This is a genomic window from Moraxella catarrhalis (assembly GCF_001632285.1).
In the GTDB taxonomy this organism is placed as follows: Bacteria; Pseudomonadota; Gammaproteobacteria; order Pseudomonadales; family Moraxellaceae; genus Moraxella; species Moraxella catarrhalis.
Genome location: NZ_LWAH01000001.1, coordinates 190,145 through 209,086 on the forward strand (window position 1 = coordinate 190,145; position 18,942 = coordinate 209,086).

The 18,942-nt window shown below is 42.8% G+C and carries 13 protein-coding genes; 10 read left to right on the plus strand and 3 right to left on the minus strand.

Annotated elements, in window-relative coordinates; genetic code table 11:
- The first annotated feature begins 317 nt into the window (after positions 1–317).
- Positions 318–2,594, plus strand: coding sequence for a nitric-oxide reductase large subunit (locus A4U55_RS00825; RefSeq protein ID WP_063453908.1), 2,277 nt, complete (start codon positions 318–320; stop codon positions 2,592–2,594).
- Positions 2,595–2,769: 175 nt separating this feature from the next.
- On the opposite strand, the gene A4U55_RS00830 is transcribed toward A4U55_RS00825, so the two are convergent.
- A complete protein-coding gene (locus A4U55_RS00830) occupies positions 2,770–3,303 on the minus strand; it encodes an Rrf2 family transcriptional regulator (protein WP_003667275.1) in 534 nt (177 codons plus the stop codon).
- Between the two features lie 380 nt (positions 3,304–3,683).
- On the opposite strand from A4U55_RS00830, the gene nirK reads away from it, so the two are divergent.
- The 8 genes from nirK (at position 3,684) to A4U55_RS00870 (ending at position 13,137) form a co-directional block, all read left to right on the plus strand.
- Positions 3,684–5,192 carry a copper-containing nitrite reductase gene (gene nirK, locus A4U55_RS00835; protein WP_003656881.1) on the plus strand — a complete coding sequence of 503 codons (1,509 nt, stop codon included), beginning with the start codon at positions 3,684–3,686 and terminating at the stop codon, positions 5,190–5,192.
- A gap of 292 nt (positions 5,193–5,484) precedes the next feature.
- A complete protein-coding gene (locus A4U55_RS00840) occupies positions 5,485–6,321 on the plus strand; it encodes a formylglycine-generating enzyme family protein (RefSeq protein WP_063453909.1) in 837 nt (278 codons plus the stop codon).
- A 136-nt stretch (positions 6,322–6,457) separates the two neighbouring features.
- Positions 6,458–7,153 carry an SCO family protein gene (locus A4U55_RS00845; protein ID WP_003656871.1) on the plus strand — a complete coding sequence of 232 codons (696 nt, stop codon included), beginning with the start codon at positions 6,458–6,460 and terminating at the stop codon, positions 7,151–7,153.
- A 292-nt stretch (positions 7,154–7,445) separates the two neighbouring features.
- Positions 7,446–8,477, plus strand: a complete 1,032-nt coding sequence (pheS, locus tag A4U55_RS00850; protein WP_003656869.1) for a phenylalanine--tRNA ligase subunit alpha — start codon at positions 7,446–7,448, stop codon at positions 8,475–8,477.
- A 52-nt stretch (positions 8,478–8,529) separates the two neighbouring features.
- Positions 8,530–10,926, plus strand: coding sequence for a phenylalanine--tRNA ligase subunit beta (gene pheT / locus A4U55_RS00855; RefSeq protein ID WP_063453910.1), 2,397 nt, complete (start codon positions 8,530–8,532; stop codon positions 10,924–10,926).
- Positions 10,927–11,074: 148 nt separating this feature from the next.
- A complete protein-coding gene (locus A4U55_RS00860) occupies positions 11,075–11,371 on the plus strand; it encodes an integration host factor subunit alpha (RefSeq protein ID WP_003656865.1) in 297 nt (98 codons plus the stop codon).
- A 212-nt stretch (positions 11,372–11,583) separates the two neighbouring features.
- A complete protein-coding gene (locus A4U55_RS00865; RefSeq protein ID WP_003656864.1) occupies positions 11,584–11,844 on the plus strand; it encodes a type B 50S ribosomal protein L31 in 261 nt (86 codons plus the stop codon).
- Positions 11,845–12,168: 324 nt separating this feature from the next.
- Positions 12,169–13,137: a cell division protein ZipA C-terminal FtsZ-binding domain-containing protein gene (locus A4U55_RS00870; RefSeq protein WP_003656862.1), complete on the plus strand. Its 969-nt coding sequence runs from the start codon at positions 12,169–12,171 to the stop codon at positions 13,135–13,137.
- 46 nt (positions 13,138–13,183) lie between these two features.
- Here A4U55_RS00870 and mutM read toward each other — a convergent pair whose 3' ends face one another.
- Both mutM and A4U55_RS00880 read right to left on the minus strand, forming a co-directional pair.
- Positions 13,184–14,092 (minus strand): bifunctional DNA-formamidopyrimidine glycosylase/DNA-(apurinic or apyrimidinic site) lyase, encoded by a 909-nt coding sequence (mutM, locus tag A4U55_RS00875; RefSeq protein WP_003670694.1) that lies wholly within the window; start codon positions 14,090–14,092, stop codon positions 13,184–13,186.
- Positions 14,093–14,121: 29 nt separating this feature from the next.
- On the minus strand, positions 14,122–16,488 hold the full coding sequence (locus tag A4U55_RS00880) for a RelA/SpoT family protein (protein WP_003656858.1): 2,367 nt from the start codon (positions 16,486–16,488) through the stop codon (positions 14,122–14,124).
- 674 nt (positions 16,489–17,162) lie between these two features.
- Between A4U55_RS00880 and A4U55_RS00890 the strand changes: the two genes are divergently transcribed.
- Entirely contained in the window at positions 17,163–18,908 is a 1,746-nt protein-coding gene (locus A4U55_RS00890; protein ID WP_063453911.1) for a DEAD/DEAH box helicase, read from the plus strand.
- Positions 18,909–18,942 lie beyond the last annotated feature (34 nt).

An 18,942-nucleotide genomic window follows, 5' to 3' on the forward strand; every position in this document is an offset into this window, starting at 1 on the left:
ACCATAATACATCATTGTATTATGGTTTTTTTATTGCTTGATTTATGGATATGAACTTAAGACATGAGCCTAACTGGTTGGTATTGATTTATTTATTTACATTAGCTCACAATATTGATGGAAAGTATTAACATGTATTTAAAATATATGTTATACTTTGCCTGTTAATCAATCATCGCTGACTTTAATTGTGCCTTTTTATCATTTTGATGATAACTGTTGAGCCAGTCAATGGATAACAGCAAGTATAAACCAGCCATTATTCAAGCGAATGATATATGTTTCATCCACCTAATGACACTATGAGGAGTATGGCAATGGGTGAATATAAAAAACATTGGTGGGGGCTTGTCATTACACTGATTATCGCCTTCATCTTATTAGGTTGGGGCGGTTTTGAGATTTACCGTACCACCCCGCCCATTCCTGATAAGTTCGTTGACTCATCAGGTCAAACTTTAATCACAAAACAAGACATTTTAGACGGTCAATCTGCTTGGCAATCAACAGGTGGTATGCAGTTGGGTTCAGTCTATGGCCACGGTGCGTATCAAGCCCCTGACTGGACAGCCGATTGGTTGCATCGTGAGCTGGTCGCATGGCTTAACATCAAAGCCCAAGCCGATCATGGCAAGGCGTTTGATGAGCTGACCAGCATTGAAAAAATGGGCTTACAACAACAGCTCAAAGAAGAGTACCGTGGCAGTAGCATGGGGTCGGACAACACAGTGATGTTATCCGACACTCGCATAGCAGCGATTAACCAAGTTGCACCTTATTACATTGATTTATATGGCGATACTCCAGAGCTTGCCAGCTCTCGTGAAAGTTTTGCCATGAAAAATAACACATTGCCTGATTTGATGGCTCGTCAAAATCTGGCTCATTTTTATTTTTGGACAGCGTGGACATCGTCCGCCAACCGCCCAGGAACGGTTGCCACTTATACCAACAACTGGCCGCATGAACCTTTAATTGATAATGTGCCTACCGCTGAAAATGTGATGTGGTCCATTGCCAGTGTGGTGTTCTTATTGGCAGGCATTGGTCTTTTGATTTGGGGTTGGGCATTCTTGCACAAACAAGAAGAAGATGACATTAAAGTAACCGTACCAAAACAAGACCCATTAAGCTTAATTGAGCTGACACCCTCACAAAAAGCCTTAGCCAAATACGCCTTTTTGGTGGTGGCGTTGTTTGTGGTGCAGATATTCTTAGGGGGCTTTGTGGCTCACTATACCATTGAAGGTCAAGACTTCTATGGCATTCCTGTGTCTGATTTTATCCCTTATTCTTTGGCTCGTACTTGGCATATTCAATCTGCCTTGTTCTGGATTGCCACCGCCTTTTTGGCAATCGGTTTGTTTGTTACGCCCATCATTCATGGCGGTAAAGACCCCAAATATCAAAAGCTTGGGGTGGATTTGTTATGGGTGGCATTAATCATTGTGGTGGTTGGTTCATACATCGGTCAATACCTTGCCATCGCTCACATCATGCCTGCTCATCTTAACTTTTGGTTTGGTCATCAAGGCTATGAATTTATTGATTTAGGGCGTTTTTGGCAAATCCTAAAATGGGTTGGGGTGTTGTTCTGGCTGGTCTTGATGTTGCGTGGTGTATTGGCTGGCTTTAAAGGTGAAGGCGATAAGAACCTGTTGTTCATCTTTGTTGCTTCTGTGGTTTGTGTGGGCTTATTTTATGGCTCAGGCTTATTCTACGGCGAACATACCCCGATTGCCATCATGGAATACTGGCGTTGGTGGGTGGTGCATTTATGGGTAGAAGGGTTCTTTGAAGTCTTTGCCACCGTGTCCATTGCCTTTATTTTTTATAACTTAGGTTTGGTGAGCAAAAAAATCGCCACAGGCTCTTCAATTGCGTCAGCTGCCTTGTTTTTATTGGGCGGTGTGCCGGGGACATTCCACCACTTATATTTCACAGGCACAACCACGCCAATCATGGCAATCGGTGCGTCATTTAGTGCTTTGGAAGTGGTGCCTTTGATTGTCTTGGGTTATGAAGGTTATGAACACTGGTCAATGCAACGCCATGCCAAATGGATGGAGCGTTTAAAATGGCCCGTGCTGTGCTTTGTTGCCGTGGCATTTTGGAACATGTTGGGTGCAGGTGTGTTTGGCTTTATGATTAACCCACCCATCTCACTGTTTTATCTGCAAGGTCTGAACACCACGCCTGTCCACGCTCACGCAGCTTTATTTGGCGTGTATGGCTTCTTAGCATTGGGCTTTGTGCTGTTGATTGTGCGTTATTTGCGTCCTGAATATCGCTTCAGTGATAAATTGATGAAAACTGGCTTTTGGGGATTAAACCTTGGTCTGTTACTGATGATTTTTACCAGCTTGTTGCCAATTGGTATCTATCAAGCCTATGCGTCTATCACCGAAGGCTTGTGGTATGCCAGAAGTGAAGGCTTCTTACAACAAGACTTTTTAGAAACATTGCGTTGGGTGCGTACCTTTGGTGATGTGGTCTTTATCATCGGTGGCGTGAGCATCGCTTTACAGGTGGTCAAACTGGTATTTGGTCAATCGCCAAAACACCCAAAACATGACACGCCCATCACAGACTAACCCTCGTGTGATGTCCAAAGTATTCGTTCTTATCAACAAAAATCCCTCAAATCATTGGGGGGTTTTTTTATGGTTTTTATGGTTAATAGCGGTTAGTTGATGATGGTTTGAATAAATCCAGCCATCATTGACCGCAAATGAGTCAATCACAAATGACCAAATCACAAATGTTAAGCTACCCATCATATAAAGACAAACAGTGCCTTAGCTCATCGGCGTTGCTGATGATGTCCGCCAGCGTATAGCTGTCCAAAACCTGCAAAAATGCCTTGGCGGCTTCGGCAAAAACTTGCTTTAAATGACAAGCAGGTGAGATGACACAAGACATGGCGGGTTGCCCCACAGACAAATCCAAAGTTTTGATTTTCCTCAAATCATTTGTCATCAAATTATCTGTCATTAAATCATCTTGTGCTGGCTCATCAGCAAAACACGCCACCACAAAAAAATCTGGCTCTGTTTGGCGAACGATGTTGCCAACATTGATGTTTTTGGGGTGCATTGCTAAGCGAATGCCACCGTTTTTACCCCGCGCACTGTCAACGACTTTAAGCTTGCTCAACTGATGAATAACCTTGGTCAAATGATTTTTAGAAATCCCATAGCTTTTGGCAATGTCATCAATGCGTACCAATTCATCATTATTGGGTATGGTCGCCAAATAAATCAGCACACGCAACGCAAAATCACTGTATTGAGTTAATCTCATAATCACACTCTGCAACCATGTTCATCTTGACACGCCATCGGTCAATCTAAAACACTCAATCTCAATCCATTCAAACGAAATCCATACAAATTCAAGCAAAAAAGCTAGAAATTTTAGCAATTTTAAATTAAAAATGACAATCATTATTATCTTTAATCATGTTTAATTTACATGATAAAACATTGATGTAAAAAGATTGAAAAATTGGTTTACTTTTAAGAAAAATGTATTTAAAATACATGTTAAGGATATGGCATTATACATGTGTTTGACATGTATTTTAAGTGCCTTTTCTAGGTATTTTAGCTTTTTTGTGCTTTTTATTTTTATTGATGGCATTGAAGAAAATTACAGGCAACCTTTCTATAAGGAGAACCCATATGTCTAAGCCTACTTTGATAAAAACAACCTTAATTTGTGCCTTAAGTGCATTGATGCTCAGTGGTTGTAGCAATCAAGCGGACAAAGCCGCCCAGCCAAAAAGCAGCACGGTAGACGCTGCCGCCAAGACAGCAAATGCAGATAATGCTGCCTCACAAGAACATCAAGGCGAGCTGCCTGTCATTGATGCCATTGTTACGCATGCACCAGAAGTTCCACCACCTGTTGACCGTGACCACCCCGCCAAAGTGGTGGTAAAAATGGAAACCGTTGAAAAAGTCATGCGTCTGGCAGATGGCGTGGAATATCAGTTTTGGACATTTGGCGGTCAAGTTCCAGGGCAGATGATTCGTGTGCGTGAAGGCGACACCATCGAAGTGCAGTTCTCAAACCACCCAGATTCAAAAATGCCCCATAATGTTGACTTTCACGCTGCCACAGGGCCTGGCGGCGGGGCAGAAGCGTCATTTACCGCACCGGGTCATACATCAACCTTTAGTTTTAAAGCCTTACAGCCTGGTTTGTATGTCTATCACTGTGCGGTTGCCCCTGTTGGCATGCACATTGCTAATGGCATGTATGGCTTGATTTTGGTTGAACCAAAAGAGGGCTTGCCAAAAGTAGATAAAGAATACTATGTCATGCAAGGCGACTTTTATACCAAAGGCAAATATGGCGAACAAGGTCTACAGCCCTTTGATATGGAAAAAGCCATTCGAGAAGATGCTGAATATGTTGTCTTTAATGGTTCGGTGGGGGCGTTGACTGGTGAAAATGCTCTAAAAGCCAAGGTTGGCGAAACTGTTCGCTTATTTGTGGGTAACGGCGGCCCGAATTTGACATCATCATTCCATGTCATTGGTGAGATTTTTGATAAGGTTCACTTTGAGGGTGGTAAGGGTGAAAACCACAATATCCAAACCACGCTAATCCCAGCAGGTGGCGCTGCCATCACTGAATTTAAGGTGGATGTGCCGGGTGATTATGTCTTGGTTGACCATGCCATCTTCCGTGCCTTTAACAAAGGGGCATTGGGCATACTTAAGGTGGAAGGTGAAGAAAATCATGAGATTTATTCACACAAACAAACAGACGCTGTCTATCTGCCAGAGGGTGCCCCACAAGCAATTGATACCCAAGAAGCACCCAAAACACCTGCACCTGCCAACTTACAAGAGCAGATTAAAGCAGGTAAGGCAACCTATGACTCTAACTGTGCTGCTTGTCACCAACCTGATGGTAAAGGCGTGCCAAACGCTTTCCCACCGCTTGCCAACTCTGACTATCTGAACGCCGACCACGCTCGTGCCGCCAGCATCGTGGCAAATGGATTGTCTGGTAAGATTACCGTCAATGGCAACCAATATGAAAGCGTCATGCCTGCGATTGCTCTGAGCGACCAACAGATTGCCAATGTCATCACCTACACGCTTAACAGCTTTGGTAACAAAGGCGGTCAACTCAGTGCAGACGATGTGGCAAAAGCCAAAAAAACCAAGCCAAACTGATCTTAAAGTTTAATTAAGATATCCGCTGGTTTTCATTGAGCATCATGGCTGTCTTATGTGGCAAGCCATGATGTGCTTAATGGCTTTCATGCGTTTTATGCCCAATGATGCCCAAAGTGTGTGTTTAAAAGCCATGCCAAAAGGTGTATGCTAAAAAGCACAAAAACTTGAAAGCACAAAAGCTTGACGCCAAATTAAGTGAAAGCTTAATAAATTGAAAAGATTATTAAAGCGAAATTGTTAAAGTAATGTTAAAAGGTCGTTAAAAAATTTTGAATAAGGAGAAAGTCTGATGAGATTAACTCACACCAACACATTGACTCACTTAACTGCGTGGGATAATGTCATCAGCTCTTTGGTTGTGGCTTTGGCAGCGTTTGTCTTATCACCCCAGCCCATTGCCCACGCCAAAACTGACACCAATGCCATGGCAAGCATCAAAGGTGGCACATATCGCCCTTTATACTTAAGTGAAGACAGCCCCATGGTGACCGTGGGTAATTTTCACATTGATAAAACACCCGTAACCAACCAACAATTTGCCAAATTTGTCGCAAATAATCCCAAATGGCAAAAACAAAACATCGCCAAGCTTTTTGCTGAACCTGACTATTTGGCTCACTGGCAAAAAACAAGCAAAGGCTATTATCCAAACTCAGCCGATATTGATAAACCTGTGGTGAATGTCTCATGGTATGCCGCCAACGCTTATTGTAAAGCGCAAGGCAAGCGCTTACCTAAGATTGCAGAATGGGAATATGTCGCACAAGCGTCAACCACTCGCATCAATGGCAGCCAAGAAAAAGGGTATAACCAAACCATTTTAGACTGGTATACCAAATCTGCCACCATGCCATTAAAGCGTGTGGCCCAAAGCCCAGCCAACTACTGGGGTGTGTATGACATGCACGGCTTGATTTGGGAATGGACACAAGACTTTAACAGCAATCTGGTGTCAGGTGAATCACGAGCAGACAGCACATTAAACCAAACCATGTTTTGTGGTTCTGGTGCAGCAGGTGCACCCGAACCATCAGATTATGCCGCTTTTATGCGTTACGGCTTTCGATCAAGCTTACAATCTCAATTTGCCCTAAAAAGCTTGGGATTTCGCTGTGCAAAAGATTAAAAATCAGCCACGCTTAGACAAACGACCAGCAAAATTGCACAAAATGAACCAATTGGTTACAATCAATTAACCAGTGAGTTAACAATAACCACTTAGCATCTGTGGCAAAAAACGCCACATCAATCAGGAGCAAATTATGAAAAAACTCATCTTAGCCAGCAGCATTGCCCTACTTTTGAGTGCCTGCCAACAAACCGAACAAAAAGCCGACCAAACCACCCATGATGGCGAGGTGGTCTCCACAGAACACGCCCATGAACACGCTGCCCATGGCGACGCACACGGACATGATGGGCATGGTCATCATGAGCATGTTGAGTTGCCTGTGGCGGACACGCCAGCACCTGCCTTAGAAGAGTCAGTATATCTGGTGGAAGGCGATTGGAAAGACCAAGATGGCAACGCCTTTGACTTAAACAGTTTGGCAGGGCAAAAACAAGTGGTTGCCTTTATCTTTACCAATTGTAAAGAAGTCTGCCCATTTATGATGCGTAGCATGAAAAACATTCAAGACAAACTGCCTGAAGAGGTGCGTGCCAACACAGGATTTTTGGTGGTGAGCTTTGACCCTGAGCGAGACACCCCAGCCGTTTTGAAGAACTTTGGTGAGCATTACAAGGCTGATGAACATTGGACTTTCTTAAATGGCAGTGATGATGATGTGCGTACGCTTGCCAACACCATGAATATCCGCTATCAACACGCTGAAGGTGGTATGATTAATCATTCTAACGCCATCATGGTATTAGATGAGCATGGCAAAATGATTGAGCAAGCCAATGGCACAAGCACCGCAGGTGAAGATGCTGTTGTGGCTGCGTTAAAACAATAAGCGTAGGCAATATCAAACGATAAACCCAATGAATACAATAACCAGTGTCACCGCTGGTTATTTTTTTGATAAATGATTGAGACATGTTTTTAATCATTTGCCACAAAATGACAACTTGGTATGATGGTTTTATCTTAATAAATCAGCCATTTTTGATACTGATAAAAAACAAGGTCATGAAATGGTTAAGATCATGATATGAATAATCCAAATTGCTTGTTTACATTTTTGGGTGAATTATTTACAATGAGTCCCTTATCATCTTAGCAAATTAAAGAAAGTTGTGCTTCTTATGACCACCACGATACCTACTTTAGATCAGCCTTTGATCACGCTTAATGAACAAGATTTTTTGGCATTTGCAGACAATGCAATTGCAGTGATTGAGACTGCAACCGATGAACGCACACTTCAAGAATTGCGTGTCAGCTTGAGCGGCAAAAAATCAGCCTTGACAGCATTGTCCAAGCAAATGGGTGCACTTGATGCTGACACCAAAAAACAATATGGCGTGTATTTGCATGAGTTACGCACGCATATCAACCAAGCCTTAGAAACTAAGGCAAAACAGCTTGCTACCGCTGCGATGAATGCCAAGCTTGCCAGTGAGCAAATTGATATTGGTCTACCTGCGCGTGGTATTTTATCAGGTGGATTGCATCCGATTACCCAAACAACCGAACGCATGAAGCAGTTTTTTGTTCAAGCTGGTTTTAGCGTGGCGACAGGCCCTGAGATTGAGAGCGATTATTATAATTTTGAAGCGCTCAATATCTCAAGCCATCATCCTGCGCGTGCGATGCATGATACATTTTATTTTGATGCACATTATTTGCTGCGTACACACACTTCAAGTGTGCAGATTCGCACGATGGAAAACAGTGAGCCGCCGATTCGCATTATCTGCCCAGGCCGTGTGTATCGCTGCGACTCAGACCAAACGCATTCACCGATGTTTCATCAAATGGAAGGTTTGATGATCTCAAAATCAAGCAATTTTGCAGAGCTTAAGGGGTTGATTCATGAGTTTTTGGATGCATTTTTTGGCAAAAAAATGACGGCTCGTTTTCGTCCATCATTTTTCCCATTCACCGAACCATCCGCTGAGGTGGATATTTTGTCCGACAATGGGAAATGGTTAGAGGTTTTGGGCTGTGGTATGGTACATCCACAAGTGCTCAAAAACTGCGGTATCAATCCTGATGAGTATACTGGTTTTGCTTTTGGCATGGGCATTGAACGCTTTGCGATGCTGTATTATGGTATTGATGATTTACGCCTATTTTTCCAAAATGATTTGCGTTTTTTAAAGCAGTTTAGTTAATATCAATTAACTTATTTATTTAATTTTGATGAATTTAATACAGAGATAGCAAATGAAAATCAGTGAAAATTGGCTAAGACAGTGGGCAAATCCAAGCATTAATAGTGAGCTACTTGGCGAGCAGTTGACCATGGCGGGGCTTGAGCTGGACGGTGTTGAGACTGTTGCACCACCATTTAATGGTGTGGTCATCGGTGTGGTCACTGAATGTCAGCAGCACCCAGATGCTGATCGCTTGCGTGTTACTAAGGTTGATATTGGCAGTGGTGAGCATTTACAAATCGTCTGCGGTGCACCCAATGTATGTGTTGGGCTAAAAGTTGCTGTGGCAACCATTGGTGCGGTGCTGCCCAGTGATGATAATAAGGGTTTTAAAATCAAAAAAGGTAAGCTTAGAGGTGTTGAATCACAAGGGATGCTTTGTGGTGCTTCAGAGCTGGGCCTTGAAGATGAGATTGATGGTTTGATGGAGCTTCCAAAGGATGCCCCAATTGGCATGGATGTGCGTGATTATTTAAACTTAGATGCGAAGATTTTTGAAATTGCTATTACGCCCAACCGTGGGGATTGCTTAAGTGTATTGGGCTTGGCACGTGAGATTGCTGCCATTAATCAGATGCCGCTCAATCGTCCTGTGATCCAGCCTACTAAGGTGGTCACTGATACCGCTCCGAGTGTGCAAGTTTTGGATGCCAAAGCTTGTCCCAGATATTTAGCACAGCGTATTGATGATATTGATCGCACTTGGCCAACTCCCCAATGGATGACCGACGCTTTGATTGCTTCTGGCGTTCGAAGCCATAATTTTTTGGTGGATGTGACCAATTTTGTATTACTTGAATTAGGTCAGCCGCTACATGCGTTTGATGCTGATAAAATTCAAGGCGATATCATCGTGCGTATGGCACACTCTGGCGAGACGCTTGAATTATTAAACGAACAAATCATTACACTCAGCGGAGATGAGCTGGTGATTGCTGATGATGCTGGCGTCTTGGCATTGGCAGGCATTATGGGCGGTGCACGCTCAGCGGTCAGTGATGAGACAACCAGCATCATACTAGAAAGTGCACATTTTGATCGGTTGACCATCTCAGGGCGTGCACGCCGTTTTGGACTGCATACGGATGCTTCTCAGAGATTTGAGCGTGGTGTGGATTTTGCGTTGCCAAAGCTTGCCATTGATCGTGCTGTTGGTTTGATTGTTTCGGTTGCAGGTGGTAAGGTTAGTCAAATGACGACTGCCGAGAATTTAGATGCATTGCCTGTCAGACATAAGATTATTGTACCTGTGGATAAGGTATCACAGCTTTTGGGTGTAGATATACCATCTGATCAGATGGTGGATATGCTTAATCGTCTTGAGATTGTAACCACCATGCAGCAAGACAGTTTGGTATGCCAAGTGCCCAGCCACCGATTTGATTTAACAATTTATCAAGATATCGTTGAAGAGATTGCTCGCATGTATGGCTATGCCAATATTTGTGCGACCTTGCCAGAGCTTTCTGTGGATATGCGATATGATGATACGGCAGATTTGGTTCAATTGGTTAAGCGATCTTTGGCAAGCTCAGGTTATTACGAAGCAGTGAGCTTCAGCTTTAGCGATGCTAAAATTGAAGCACTGTTTGATGATCAAAGCCTAGGCGCGGTATTGCCACTTGCCAATCCCATCTCCAGTGATCTTGCGGTGATGCGTCGTACCTTAATGTCGAGTCTGTTACCGATTGTTAGTTATAATCTTAATCGTCAGCAGCCGCGTGTCCGCTTGTTTGAAACTGGATTAAGCTTCGTTGGCGGTGATGTTGAGCATGTGGTTCAGACACCAAGCTTGGCTATGATTGCAACAGGCGAGCTGACCACTGAGCAAAGTCATGGGACACGCAAGATGGATTTTTATGATCTCAAGCGTGATATTGAAAGCCTGCTGCCAAATACTTTGGATAAATCCAAAGTGACTTATGAACGCACGACTTTGACTTTCTTGCATCCAGGCCAAAGTGCTCATCTGATGATTGATGGCGAAGATTTGGGCTTCTTTGGTCAGCTACATCCAAGCATTTGCAAAGCTTTGGACTTACCAACGGTTTGGGTGGCTCAAATGGATTTGGATAAGCTGATTACACTTAACCGAAAATCAAGCCCCATCATAGCACCAAGTAAATTCCCATCAGTTCGTCGAGATTTGGCAGTGTTGGTGGATCAAGATGTCGCTTGGCAAGCGCTTGAAAAAGACATTCGCAAGGCAGCGGGCAAATATTTGCAAGATGTTTGGTTGTTTGATATCTATGTGGGTGAAACATTGCCCAAAGGCAAAAAATCGCTTGCTTTTGCGATGGTTTTTCAGGATCAAAATGCCACACTTGAGGACGAGCAAATCAAAACAGCAGTTGATAAAGTCATTCAAAATTTGGCAGATAAACACGCTGCCCATCTGCGAGACTGACCTAAAACCGCCATAATGCCGACTTATGGCGGTTTTGAATTTTAATACAAATTAATTTGCATTAAGTATATTATAAAGTGTAAAATAATCAATCTGCTATAAAATGCTGTATTATTTTTGGTAGCTGATTGATAAACAAGGATAAATCATGGGTGCACTGACAAAGGCGGATATGGTTGATGAATTGACCATTCGACTGCGATTGACACGCCAACAGGCAAGAAAATTGGTCGATGGATTTTTTGAAGAAATCAGTCAGAGTCTTGCCCAAGGTCATGAGGTTAAATTGTCAGGTTTTGGCAATTTTGAATTAAAAGATAAAAAACCCCGCCCAGGGCGTAATCCAAAAACAGGCGAAAGCGTTCCCATTCAGGCGCGCCGTGTTGTCACATTTAAGGCAGGTCAGAAGTTACGAGGCTGGATAGATAGCCAAAATGAAGGCTGAGCGGGCTGGATATTTTTCATCAATCCAACTTGCAAGCCTAATGGCTTTTTGTTAGAATATCTGCTTTATTTTCCCACTTAAGTTGGCTAATAACATAGAAAAGCATGGTGCGTAATGCCAAAGTTGGTTGGTGATGACGTGGCTATGCTCCATCGTATGAGTATCATCAGCGATGCTTATTGGTGCTTAGGTTTATTGGATAGAGAGTTATCATGCGTAAAGACATTCACCCAGAATACCGTGAAGTATTGTTCCACGATACTAATGCTGATGTGTACTTTTTGACTCGTTCAACGGTTTCAACCAAAACAACTCGTGAATACGAAGGTCAAGAATACCCATATTTCCCATTGGATATTTCTAGTGCTTCTCACCCATTTTATACAGGCGAGCAGCGTAAAACAGCCAACGAAGGTCGTGTGGCAAGCTTTAACAAGCGCTTTGGTGCATTTGCAAGCCGTAGCAAAAAATAAGCCTTTATCAGCTATTTTTAAAATCGCTCTTATTGAGCGATTTTTTTAGTTCCAAACTAAGATGGTGCTGTCGATTGGGCTGATATGTGATTTAATGAACACATACTCAGGTACGCACACATTAAATTGTAACAAATTTCTAGCTTATTCATGTAAAAGATGACAAAATCGTCTTAGTCTGATAAACTAATATAAAATACCTAAATTGTGCCTATTTTATGGCAATTTAGGGATATTTTTGTCATGTTTGAATAATTTTACGATTTTTAGATAATTTTGCCCATCAATTGGAATGAGATGGCTGGGAAATAATTTGGGGTAGCTATGCAGTGGAGTGGTCTTTGGTTAATTTTAGCGTTGATGGTTGTGATTTTGGGCGTATTTTTTGTGATACGTAGTTTGCGTCGTAATAATTTGGTACTAGAATCGGAAGCCTTGGGCGTAAAAACCAAATATGGATTACCAATTATTCCAAGAGATGAAAGGGAATTGCCGTCTAGAATTGAGAGTTCAAATAAAAAAGTAGAGCCTGAAGATGCATTATCCAGTATGGCTGCTGCTGTGGTGGCTGCACCTGTGATGTCACAAACCTCGCAAGCACAAATGGTTTATGAGCCTTTAACAGAGAATAATAAAGAAAATCAGGCAGATACGCAGGCAAAAATTGATGAGAATTCACAAAATCAAGACAGTGTTCGCGTCAATAATCCAAGTGGCGGTCTGTCGCACGCTCAAGATTGGCAAGCACATGATGATGAAAATCAGGACGCTGATTATGTGGTAGATATGACCTTTGACAAACGCTCGGCTGTACTCGATGAGCATTTGGATGAACGCCGAATTTTTGACCAAAATAACGACCCTTTGCTTAATGCAACAGAAACGGTGAGCATTGCCATTATGCCACGCAACTCGTTTGCTGGGTTGCCAGGTTGCACCGTACTTGAAATTGTGCGTACATATGGTATGAAATATGGCGTTATGAATCTGTTTCATCGCTATGAAAATGAAGATGGTACGGGTGATTTGTGGTTTAGTATGATGGGCGTTGGGTATGAGGGAGTGTGTGCATTTGACTTAAACAGTTTGCCTGAATCTCATTTTATGGGGCTGACTTTATTTTTGGCATTACCGCATCCACATGCGTTAAGAGGATTTGACAGTATGGTCTCGGTGGCACATATGATTGCTCAGGACTTGTCGGCAGATATGCTTGATGAGCAAGGCAATTTGTTTGATGATACTTATTTTGCTAAGCTTCGTTCGGTCGTTGCTGAGCATAACGCCAATTGATGACTTCTCCAAAAAACAGCCCAATCGTGGGCTATTTTTTGGCAAATTAATTGTTGCTGCTTGGGTTATTGTGATCATGATAAGGTTGGCAGTTTGGACAATAGACGCTTGCCCGACCACTGATTTTGATATTTTCAAGTAAACTACCGCAAGTGGCACACGATTCCCCTTGCCTGCCATAGACGAGCAAGGTTTGCTGAAAATAACCCGTCTTACCACTGCCAACTGTAAAATCCCGAAGGGTTGAACCACCTTGGGTAATGGCACGAGCTAATATTTGTTTGATGTGATGAGTTAATCGTACCAGCTTATCTTCATGAACCAAATAGGCAGGCGTGAGCGGATGAATGCCTGACAAAAACAAACTTTCAGCTGCATAAATATTGCCCACACCAACCACGACGGACTGATCCATAATCAGTGATTTGATGGGTTTATTTAAAGGTTTTTGATGAGATTTGGGACGCATGATGTATCTGATGAGATAGTTAGCATCAAAATCTTCGCTCAAAGGCTCGGGCCCTAAGTGTGCCAAAAATCGTGCGTAGGTGTTTGGCTGGTCGATATAATCATCATTGACGACCCAAAGAATCATGCCAAAGCGTCTAGGATCATGATAATGTAGAGTAATGATTTTACCATGAGAATCGGCAAAGTCAATCAAGACATGATCGTGCTTGCGGGGTGGTTCATTGATATGCTGTTGTAAGCTGCCCGACATGCCTAAATGAATCAGTAAAGTTTTTTGGCGACTGTCATGTGCGTGATAAAAATCCAGTAGTAAATATTTAGCACGCCGCTGTAGTTTGGTTAGGACAAAGCCAACCAAACTATCCAAATCTTTGGCAATATCATAGCGTAAGCGTGGATGCCTGACTTGAACGCATGTGACAGTTTGACCAATCAATGGCTCTAGGCTTAATTTTGTTGTCTCAACTTCGGGTAATTCTGGCATGATAATTGGCTAACTTTAGTCGGCTGATTCTAAGCGGTTGCACGGCGAGCATGTAGCACACTAGGCTGCTGTTCAATTTTATTGAGTAGGCGTGATAAATGTGCAATGCCTGCCACCTCAACATAAAACTTCATATGACTGATTGCACCATCATTAAAGACAGTTTCAGCGCGGTGAATATTGACTTTTTCTCGATCAATCACATGCACCAAATCACGCAGCAGTCCGTTGGTATTTTTGGCTTCAACATGGATGACCACAGGCTGATAGCGTCCAAAGCTTTCTTGCCAGTGTGCGATCACAGAGCGATCTGGTTCACGCTCAATTAAGCGTAAATACTCAGGGCAACCATCATTGTGGATGCTGACCCCGCTTGATAAGGTGATAAATCCAGCAATCGGTTCGCCATGCACGGGGTTGCAACATCTTGCCAAATGTATCTCAACATTATCAAGGTCTTCAAGCTCAATTTTGTATTTATTGGGGCGAATTGGCTGTTTGATTTCAATTTTGGCTTTATCAGGCACTTGGGTGGTTAAATTAAGCTTTTGGGCGACCAAATTACTGATCTGTGTGACGGTAATATCGCCAATGACCAACGCCACATACAGATCGTCTTCATGTTTGACATTCAGATCGGTAAAGTATTCTGATAGGCTGATTTGATTGGGTGAAATTGACAGACGATCAAACTCTTTAAGTAATAACGCCTTACCTGTTTCAATATTTTTGTCCCGATCTTGTTTATTGAACCATTGACGCAGTTTGGATTTTGCCCGTGCGGTATGGATATAGCCAAGTGACGCCATCAACCAATCACGATTTGGTTCACGATTGGATCTGGTGATAATTTCAATTTGGTCACCCGTTTTTGGCTGATGAGTCAGCGGTACATAGCGACCATTTACCCGTGCACCTTGAGCACGGTTACCCACTTCAGTATGCACATAATACGCAAAGTCAAGTACTGTTGCACCTTTTGGCAGTTCAGTGATATCGCCATCACGGCTAAATACATAAATCCGCTCAGCATTATCAATATCAAGCTCGATATCTTCTTCGCCATCTGCTTTTTCATTGCCTAAAAGCTGACGCAGTGAGCTGATTTTTTGGGTAAGATAGTCGTCCTTTTTGGCCTTGAGTCCTTCTTTGTAATTGACATGCGATGCCTTGCCAAGCTCTGCTTCAAAATGCATATCAAAGGTACGAATCTGAACCTCAAGTGTACGCTGCTCAGCGATGACTGCGGTATGTAGTGATTTATACCCATTGGGCTTAGGATTGGTGATGTAGTCATCAAATTGCTCAGGAATATGCCGCCATAAACCATGCACAATGCCCAGTGTATAGTAGCATTCGGCATTGGTATTGACCATCACACGCAAAGCACGAATGTCATAAAGCTGATCAAAAGAAAGATTCTTTGACTTCATCTTACGCCAAATTGAATAAATATGCTTGACACGCCCTGACACTTCGCCTTGGATACCTGCACGCTCAAGCTCTTCGCTAAGCTTGGATTTAACCAGCTGAATATAAGCTTCTCGTTCGCTGCGTTTTTCGGCAAGCAGACTTGCGATTTTTTTATATTCATCAGGTGCAAGATAGCGAAATGCCAAGTCCTCAAGTTCCCATTTAAGCTGAGCGATGGAGAGTCGATGTGCAAGCGGTGCATAAATGGTCATCACCTCTCTTGCGACTCTTTTTTGGCGGTCAGGAGGTGCAAAGGACAGTTCACGCATTGCAAAGGTGCGTTCAGCCAATTTGATTAGCACAGCACGCACATCATTGGTTGTGCTGATGAGCATGCTATAAATATTAGAAAGCTGCTCTCTTTGATTGGACTCAAAATAATCTTCAAGTCGTTGATTGCTCTCAATGCTTTCAGATAATCTGCCCATCGCTAAAGCATCCATCACCAAATGGGCAATATCCTCCCCAAAATTTACCCGAATCGTCTGAATGCTGACCAGTTCACGGCGTGCTGTACGATAAAGCATGGCGGCAGCTAAGGCATTTTCATTTTGAAAAAGATACGCCAAAATATCCGCCATGCCAATGCCTGTGATATAAGCACCTGAGCGGGTGACATGGGGCTTATTGGCATGGATTTGTACAAATTGGCAGGCTTGGCGTAAGATGGGTAAATCTTCTTTACCAATACGAGCGGCAACATGACAAATCCAAGTCTCAATATCGATATCCGATACATTGATATCGCAAGGGTTGGTCGTGCTACTACTGTGATCAACTGCACTGATGAGTTTGTGATTGGCAAGCTGTGCCTTAAAATCTGGATGCAGTTGCTTGGCAACCAAACTGGCTGCCAAAGTTGCACTATCCATGCTGCTACTATTACCGCCCAATAAGGGCAGGCTATCTCGTATCTGAACCACGGTAAATCCTTGTAAATCTAAAAAACAAATAGTTTCAATGATTTCTAGGTTGTATTATTATAACTCGTTAAGTTAATGCATTTGGGCTATTATCGCACCTTGCCATCAAATTTTAAAGGACAAAAGCATAATTTTCAAACAAATCGTTATGCCAAAAAAGACAATCATCATCTAAAGACACTTAATATCATACAAAATCCCAGCGACACAGTATCAACTCAGCTGACCGTACCCATCTTGGCGTGTCTATACGGCTGTATATCATAAACCAAATCTGTTGAATTTTGATGAAATAAAACAAGCATTTGCCCAAAAGGTATGCTATAATTATTCTTTGTGAATTGTTCACACTCGCTATTTGATGACATCGCACCGATATTGATACGGAATTTTCCGAGCGTTCTAGATTTTTATCAGTTCAATACAATCAGCTTTTGATTGATTATCTTAATTTACTGTCGCGATGATTTTGGCTTGTAAGACTTGGGGGATAATCCCTTTTTGATAAGTATTAGTCAAGCAACAGCGACAAACCTGCCACCACATTCAAAATGCCATTGATAAGATCCCAAGGCTTAAGCCCATCGGCTTGGCGACTTTGGCGGTCTGTGTTTTTTTATTAAATAAATACATTTGCATTGGCTCATCAGCGGGGCATATCAGTTGAGATAATTATGACCGAATCAACCACCCAAACCACTGACAGCACCACCGAAAATTTTGTACCACAGTTTAGTGACTTGGGACTTAATAAGCCCATCTTAAAAGCACTGACAAAAAGTGGTTATACCACACCCACGCCAATCCAAGCAAAAGCCATTCCGCACGCTCTAAATGGTCGTGATTTGCTTTTGTCAGCCCAAACTGGCTCTGGCAAGACGGCAGCATTTGTTTTACCTGTCTTGGATAAAATGAGCCGTAAGCCGACCATCGAAAAGCATGTACAAGCACTTATCCTAACGCCAACGCGTGAGCTTGCACTACAAGTCCAAGACAGTGTACGACGCTATGGCGATGGCATGCGTAATATGTTTAGCGTGCCTTTGGTGGGCGGTGCACCTTATGGTGGTCAGTTGCGTGCCTTAAAAAAAGGCGTACAAGTCATCATCGCAACGCCAGGCCGCTTGATTGACCATATGCGTGAAGGCCGTGTTGACTTATCAAAACTAGATATGCTGATTTTAGATGAAGCAGATCGTATGCTTGACATGGGATTTGCAGATGATATCAAAGAAATTCTACAAAATACGCCCCAGACACGCCAAACCGTGATGTCCTCAGCCACTTGGGATGGTGCGGTTGGTAAAATTGCTGAAAGCTTTACGGTTAATCCTGAAAAAGTTTCTATTAAAGTTGAGTCAGCACATATCGATGAAAGTGTGTATTATTGTGATGATTTTAACCACAAAAACAATATCTTGCTTCAAGTATTAAATAACCCTGAAATTAAGCAAGCGGTGATTTTTGCAGCCACAAAAATGTCTACAGAAAAATTGGCAACACAGCTTGTCGAAGCGGGTTTTAAGGCGCGCTATTTGCATGGTGATTTGCCTCAAGGCAAACGAAATCGTATCGTTAGCGATATGAAATCGGGCAAATGTGATTTGTTGGTCGCTACTGATGTTGCTGCACGGGGTATTGATATTTCAGCCATTAGTCATGTGATAAATTATGATTTACCTCGCCAAGTTGAAGATTATGTGCATCGTATTGGTCGCTGTGGTCGGGCAGGCCGCACTGGCGTGGCGGTGAATTTATGCAGTATCGATGACAATCGTCAGCTTGAGCATATTAATCGTTATCTGAAGCGACAAATGAGCGTCTCAACCATCGAAGGATTAGAGCCACGCCGTAATTTTGGTATCCAATCACAAGAGCGTCGCCGTGGTCGTGGCAAGCCTCAAAACCGTACTCGCCAAGATGGTCGACAAAATTTTGAGCGTACTGAAAATAAATTTGGTAGCCGTAATCGCCATGAACATCGTCATGAGCGTTCATTTGAGGGCAAGCGTGAACGATTTGAGGATCGTGAACGCAGCGTTCATCGTCGTGAAAATGATGAAAATCGTGAGCGTCGCAATAGTCGCTTTGAGGCTCGCTCTGATCGCCGTTTTGATAAAAACAGACAAGGTTATTATCAAGCTGATGGCACAGCTCGCCAAGATAAAAAAGCGTATACGCACAATTTTGATCGCCGTGACAACGATCGTAACGATACTCGATTTGATAAGCCTGCCAAAAAATTTGGCACACAAACCGACTTTGATCGCCCAAGACGCAACAAAGCATTTGGTGATAAAGCCAAGCCAAATACAGGTTTTGATAAATTTGGTGGTAAGTCTCGCCCAAAGGCAGTTGAAGAGATCTTTTTTGCCAAGCGACAAGATAAAAAAGCCAAGCGTAGATTTGGTGAATTTTAAGTCTTTTTAACCCAAAACACCCTCAAAGATATGT

Coding starts and splice junctions, on each gene's coding strand:
- A4U55_RS00870 (WP_003656862.1), top strand. CDS start 12,169: ATGCAGTGGAGTGGTCTTTGGTTAATTTTAGCGTTGATGGTTGTGATT.
- A4U55_RS00840 (WP_063453909.1), top strand. CDS start 5,485: ATGAGATTAACTCACACCAACACATTGACTCACTTAACTGCGTGGGAT.
- pheT (WP_063453910.1), top strand. CDS start 8,530: ATGAAAATCAGTGAAAATTGGCTAAGACAGTGGGCAAATCCAAGCATT.
- A4U55_RS00825 (WP_063453908.1), top strand. CDS start 318: ATGGGTGAATATAAAAAACATTGGTGGGGGCTTGTCATTACACTGATT.
- A4U55_RS00860 (WP_003656865.1), top strand. CDS start 11,075: ATGGGTGCACTGACAAAGGCGGATATGGTTGATGAATTGACCATTCGA.
- pheS (WP_003656869.1), top strand. CDS start 7,446: ATGACCACCACGATACCTACTTTAGATCAGCCTTTGATCACGCTTAAT.
- A4U55_RS00865 (WP_003656864.1), top strand. CDS start 11,584: ATGCGTAAAGACATTCACCCAGAATACCGTGAAGTATTGTTCCACGAT.
- A4U55_RS00890 (WP_063453911.1), top strand. CDS start 17,163: ATGACCGAATCAACCACCCAAACCACTGACAGCACCACCGAAAATTTT.
- mutM (WP_003670694.1), bottom strand. CDS start 14,092: ATGCCAGAATTACCCGAAGTTGAGACAACAAAATTAAGCCTAGAGCCA.
- A4U55_RS00845 (WP_003656871.1), top strand. CDS start 6,458: ATGAAAAAACTCATCTTAGCCAGCAGCATTGCCCTACTTTTGAGTGCC.
- nirK (WP_003656881.1), top strand. CDS start 3,684: ATGTCTAAGCCTACTTTGATAAAAACAACCTTAATTTGTGCCTTAAGT.
- A4U55_RS00830 (WP_003667275.1), bottom strand. CDS start 3,303: ATGAGATTAACTCAATACAGTGATTTTGCGTTGCGTGTGCTGATTTAT.